The organism is Floridaenema fluviatile BLCC-F154, from assembly GCF_041929135.1.
Classification (GTDB): Bacteria; Cyanobacteriota; Cyanobacteriia; order Cyanobacteriales; family Aerosakkonemataceae; genus Floridanema; species Floridanema fluviatile.
This window is the reverse complement of the sequence record NZ_JBHFNS010000068.1, coordinates 1-5,482: the sequence shown is the minus strand read 5'-3', so window position 1 is coordinate 5,482 and position 5,482 is coordinate 1. Positions and strand designations below refer to the sequence as shown.

Annotated in this window: 6 protein-coding genes; 5 read left to right on the top strand and 1 reads right to left on the bottom strand. The window is 38.5% G+C overall.

The features are described 5' to 3' along the window. On the top strand, window positions 1-1,488 hold a 1,488-nt coding region (locus ACE1B6_RS17530; protein WP_413258544.1), incomplete at its 5' end, for a DNA polymerase domain-containing protein. On the opposite strand, the gene ACE1B6_RS17525 is transcribed toward ACE1B6_RS17530, so the two are convergent. Then, window positions 1,485-1,886 carry a hypothetical protein gene (locus ACE1B6_RS17525; RefSeq protein ID WP_413258543.1) on the bottom strand — a complete coding sequence of 134 codons (402 nt, stop codon included), beginning with the start codon at window positions 1,884-1,886 and terminating at the stop codon, window positions 1,485-1,487. The genes ACE1B6_RS17530 and ACE1B6_RS17525 overlap by 4 nt on opposite strands. 226 nt (window positions 1,887-2,112) lie before the next feature. Here ACE1B6_RS17525 and ACE1B6_RS17520 point away from each other — a divergent pair, with 226 nt between their 5' ends. The 4 genes from ACE1B6_RS17520 to ACE1B6_RS17505 form a co-directional block, all read left to right on the top strand. Then, window positions 2,113-2,772, top strand: coding sequence for a DNA methyltransferase family protein (locus ACE1B6_RS17520; RefSeq protein WP_413258542.1), 660 nt, complete (start codon window positions 2,113-2,115; stop codon window positions 2,770-2,772). Continuing rightward, window positions 2,763-3,719, top strand: a complete 957-nt coding sequence (holA, locus tag ACE1B6_RS17515; RefSeq protein WP_413258541.1) for a DNA polymerase III subunit delta — start codon at window positions 2,763-2,765, stop codon at window positions 3,717-3,719. Before ACE1B6_RS17520 ends, holA begins: the two co-directional genes overlap by 10 nt. Before the next feature lie 67 nt (window positions 3,720-3,786). Continuing rightward, on the top strand, window positions 3,787-4,740 hold the full coding sequence (locus tag ACE1B6_RS17510; RefSeq protein WP_413258540.1) for a DNA polymerase III subunit delta': 954 nt from the start codon (window positions 3,787-3,789) through the stop codon (window positions 4,738-4,740). Window positions 4,741-4,807: 67 nt separating this feature from the next. After that, window positions 4,808-5,482 (top strand): DNA polymerase III subunit beta (locus ACE1B6_RS17505; RefSeq protein ID WP_413258539.1); only part of this gene is annotated, 675 nt, incomplete at its 3' end.

Below are 5,482 nucleotides of genomic sequence, written 5' to 3'. Positions count from 1 at the left end.
TTAACTTACAATGGCATGGCTTTTGATTTACCATTCATCATTACCAGGCTGAATCTGTTAAATATCAAACATCATTTCCAGTTTTCAACTTCTTCTCGTCAAATTCCCAGTGCTCAAACCTTTGGTACGCCAATTAAAGTTAATGCAATCATCTATAAAAGTAGCAATCATGTAGATGTTTATATCTGCGTGTTACGCTGGGATTTTATTACCAAATCTTTGACTCCTTCCTATTCTCTAAAAAATGTGGTGCTAGAAATGGGATTGAGGAAAGAACGGAGATTGACTTTATCCTACAATCAAATTCAAGAATGTTGGCAGCAAGGGAAGGGAAGTCAAGGATGGTTAACTATTCAACAATATTTGCAATTTGATTTAGAAGATACTAAATTAATTGCCGAACAGTTAGTTCCTAGCTATTGGTATGAATCGTTGATTGTACCGGGAATGAATTTGCAACAACTAGCACTAGCGGGTAATGCGACTAAATGGCAACGGGTATTACAATCATTTTATCCTGATGTTAAACCAAAAGCTGACTCGAAAGTGAAATTTGCTGGGGGATTAGTAATTTCAGTACCAGGATTGTACCGTAATATTGCCAAAATTGATGTGTCGAGTCTCTACCCTTCAATTATGCTCAAATATGGCATTTGTTCCCTGAAAGATAACAAAAGAGTTGCTTTAGATATTCTGGATTACTTAACAAAAGAAAGGCTGAAACTTAAAGCTAAAGGGAAACTTGGTGACATGGTAGCTAAACAAGCTGACAGTGCGCTAAAAGTGTTAATTAATTCCTTATTTGGCTTTTATGGTACTGGTGGAGTTGGCTTTAATGATATGACAGCAGCGGCATTGGTAACAGCTTATGGTAGGCGGATTCTTCAGCATATTATATCGGTACTCAAATCAGTTGATGCCATTCAAATTGAATCGGATACTGATGGTGTATTCTTTAGCCATCCCACACCCCAATTAGTTTGGCAAACTGTATCTGATGCGATGCCTTCTGGGATTAATATTGAACTAGAAACAACGGCTTTAGCTATGTTTGTTCCCAGCAAAGGTGCTAAAAACTATATACTATGGCATCATGATGGTAGTATAACAAAAAAAGGGATTTGGAAAAAACGCGATCGCTCTCGTTTAGAAAAGGAATTCCCAGTTAACTACCTCACTCATTTCATCGAATCAGAAACAGCAGCAGAAACATATTATCAACAACTGGAAAAAGTGATTTTATCTGGTAAACTGCCATTAGAAGAAATCCAAATTACCCGCAAGATTAGAGCTAATGAAAAAGTTTTGTTAGCTTTAGGTAAACCAGGGGATATTATCACATTTTACCAGGGGATGAATGGAGTAACAGCAGCCGGAGAATATGCGGTGAATTATTACCTGAATTTGATTGCAAAAAAACGAGATGAAATTAGAACAGTTTTGGATGCTGATAAGGAAAGAAATTACACCCAACTGTCTTTATTTTAGTCAGGTTTACGGGTAAGACGTTCGATATCTTCTAGAGTTTGCAACACTAAACGTTTAGCTTGCAATCGCCATCCCCATTTTTGCACGGCGATGGCGATTGCAGCACCCCCAATAGTGGCAATATAATCAAGAGGTTGGGAGAGAGAAATACCAAATAGTAATCCCAAGCCTGCTATACCCCAGAAAGGTAAAGCTACAGTCTGACGTTGTTTTTCTACCAATTGGCTCAAAAAATCTGTTGGCATTTCGGCAAGTAATGCTTCTTTGACTTGCTTTTGTTCAGTTGGGGTGACAGATAAGCCAATTTTTGGGCGGAGTTTTTCGATTTTTCGTGCATCAGTACTGTACTGAATCAATTCATCTTCTGCCATTAAAATTAAGCGTTCGTATTGTCCCATATTCTACTCATTTCTAGGTTACAAGCTTTTAGCTTACCTCACTTTTCGGCATCTTTGGATGAAGGTAGGGGGTAGGGGGTAGGTGTTAGGGTGTGGGGTGTGCTGAGAAGAGTCGGGTTGAAAGGAAAAGTTTACTTTCACTCTCTAATATTTTTTCCCTAACCCCTATCCCCCACCCCCTAACCCCTGTCATAGTCCCCCGCATTTCGCTAACGCGAATAAATAAGTGAATGAACAGTTAGGGAATCTTTCAATTGAAAATTTGAACTCACTAGAAGAAGAAGCACTACTAGTTGCTCCCCATTCTAACTATTTCTATCCCATATCCAGATGGGTTGCGGAAATAATGGTAAAAAAGGCAAATATCCAGCCAAACATGAACATATTGGAACCGAGTGCTGGTGCTGGTATCCTCTGCGAGTACATCCAAAAATGTAGTTCTAACTTGCATTGTGTAGAACAATTTTACCTCAATCAGCTAATCCTTACGCTCAAAGGATATTTGGTGGTTTGGGATGACTTCTTAACCTATTATCCCAGAAAACTATATTCAAGGATTATTGCCAATCCTCCATTTCCAGCACAGGAATTGCACATTACACATGCCTATTATCACTGTTTAGCTCCAAGTGGACGGCTGGTATTTTTGATGAGCAATGCTGCATTTGAAGCCAAACATGGATATTACCAAAAGTTTAGGAAATGGTTTGAATTAGTAGGAGGAATCAGTATTCAGATGCCAGAAGAATTGTACGTAACAGCATCAAAAGGAAGTGATGTTAAATGTTATCTGGCAATCATTGATAAAATCGAACCCCATCCCTTGCATCAAATTTATCGCATTACAGAAGCACGTCCACCAAGAGGGTATTTTCTATGCCAGTAATTGTTTTACATGGAGAAGATGAATTTGCTATTTCCTTAGAAATTAACCAACTGCGGTCTAGCATTTGTCATCCCAATTGGTTAAACTTTAACTACACCAAAATCCCTCCTAGTCCCGAAGCATTAATGACAGGAATCACCATTGCCATGACTCGTCCTTGGGGTGAAGGAGGTCGTTTAGTTTGGTTACAAGATAACCGAGGTGAATGTAGCGAAAATCAACTGCAATCTTGGTCAAACTGTCTGAAGAATTTACCTGCAAGTAATACCCTATTGCTGACTAGTAAAACCAAGCCAGATGGTAGGCTTAAATCCACTAAATTATTGCAGAACTATGCTCAATTTAAAGAGTATCCTATTATTCCTATTTGGGCAACCGAACAACTAGCACAAAACGTGCATAAAATAGCATCATCACTGGCTATTAATCTTAGTTTTCAAGCAATTGAAGCATTAGTAGCAGCCGTAGGAAACGATACTCGATTATTAGACTCGGAACTACAAAAGTTAAGCCTTTATATAGGTGCGAGAACAATTGAAATAGAAGATGTCCTAACTTTGATTTCTGCTAATACTAGTAGCAGTCTCAAATTGGCTAGCTTTATTCTGCAAAGAAATCTACCAGCCGCACTTAGTTGCATGAATGATTTGCTCAATAATAACGAACCACCCTTGAGAATAGTTGCTACGTTGGTAACTCAATTTCGCACTTGGTTGTGGGTGAAGCTAATGAGTCAGCAAGGTGCATCTAACCAGTTGATTGCATCGGAAGCAGAAATCGGAAATCCCAATCGCATTTATTACCTGAAACAGGAAACTCAAAATTGCACAATTGAGCAATTAAAAGATGCTTTATCCGGGCTTTTGGAGTTAGAAATTATGCTCAAAACTGGTCAGAATGCGCGAAATTCACTCGGTTTTCAAATCCAGAAAATATGCAACCCCTAAATTTATTTATGGGGTTCCCTACACCCTACCCCCTACCCCCTACACCCTGTTCATAAGCATTTGAGTTATGGAAACAACAGTCAACTGCCAACATTTCGCCTCAGTAATTGGTCAACCAACAGCTATAAAACTACTCAAAGCCAGCATTAATAGTAAGCGTATCCCTAATGCTTTTCTATTTGCTGGTTTAGATGGTATAGGTAAGCGTTTGGTTGCTAAATGTTTAATTCAAACATTGTTGATGCCCGCACAAGAATCAGTGGATATTACTGAACTTTCTAGTAACAAACATCCAGATATCTTGTGGTTGATGCCTACCTATCAACAGCTAGATAAACTGCTAACTGAAACCGATGCTATTGCACATGGAATTAACCGGAAAACTGCACCAGTAATTCGCATCAGCCAAGTAAGAGAATTAGTAGAATTTGCTGCTACTCAACCGATAATTGCCCCACAAAAAGTTGTAGTCATAGAAGCAGCACACAACTTAAATCATCAAGCAGCATCAGCATTACTAAAAACATTGGAGTCACCAATTAATACGCTGTTTATCTTGCTTACCTCTCGAATTCAAGAAGTATTACCAACAATTGTATCTAGGTGTCAGTTAATTCCTTTTCGTCGGTTATCCAATGATGATTTTGCTCAAGTGTTAACCCAAGTAGGAGAACAGCAGATTTTGGATAACCCGATGTTACTCAACATGGCACAGGGAAGTCCTGGTGCAGCAATTACATCTTATCAAATGCTGCAATCAATTCCTGAAGAAGTTATACAACAATGTAGTAGTTTACCATCCAATTTGAGGGCAGCATTGTCATTAGCTAAAACAATCAACCATAGTTTAGAACACTCTCAGCAATTATGGTTGATAGATTATCTGCAATTCTTGTGGTGGCATTCCTATCGTAGAGTTGACTTAATAGAAAAACTTGCCCAAGCTAAAGATGCACTCCTAAAATTAGCTCAAAATCGCTTAGTTTGGGAAGTGACGCTAGCAAATAGTCTTGCAAATTAAACAAGTAACTATCACAAATCTTGCTAGCTAACGCTAGGAGAATTGTGATAGTTATTTCTCTTAACTTATGCCTCGCAAAAACTCAACCCAAGTTCTAGAAAAGTCTACTGTTACCGAAGTAGTTCCATCCCCTGTTGAAGGCGAAGAATTAACAATTGCTGATGCCGAATTTAGCCAAGTTGATAGTCAATCACCCTCTACTGATGAAGTTAAACTTAAATTTGAAGTAGAGGTAGAAACATTCAATTCTAAACTATCAACTGCCTTATTAGCAGTTCCGACTAAACCTACTCATCCTAGTTTTGGGAATGTATTAATTGCAGCAATCGATGGACAAGTAAAGCTAACTGGATTTGATTATAACTTAGGAATTACAGTTAGTTGTGAAGCTAATGTAGAACATCAAGGGATGGTGATACTACCAGCTAAACTATTACAAAGTATCACCTCTCGCTTACCAGTTGGTAAACTGACAGTTACAGCTAATGCTAAATCAATTGTCAGCTTGTCTTGTGCTAGTGGCAAATACCAAATCAGAGGTGCAAATCCAGATGATTTTCCTACATTACCTGCACTAGATGTTAATAACCATAGCGTTCAAGTGAAACCATTGTTATTAGCAACTGCATTACGTTATGTGCTGTTTGCAGCAGCTACGGAGGAAACAAGACAGGTACTCACTGGGGTTCATTTACAATTTGATGCAGATAGCATTGAATTAGCTGCTAGTGATAGTCACAGG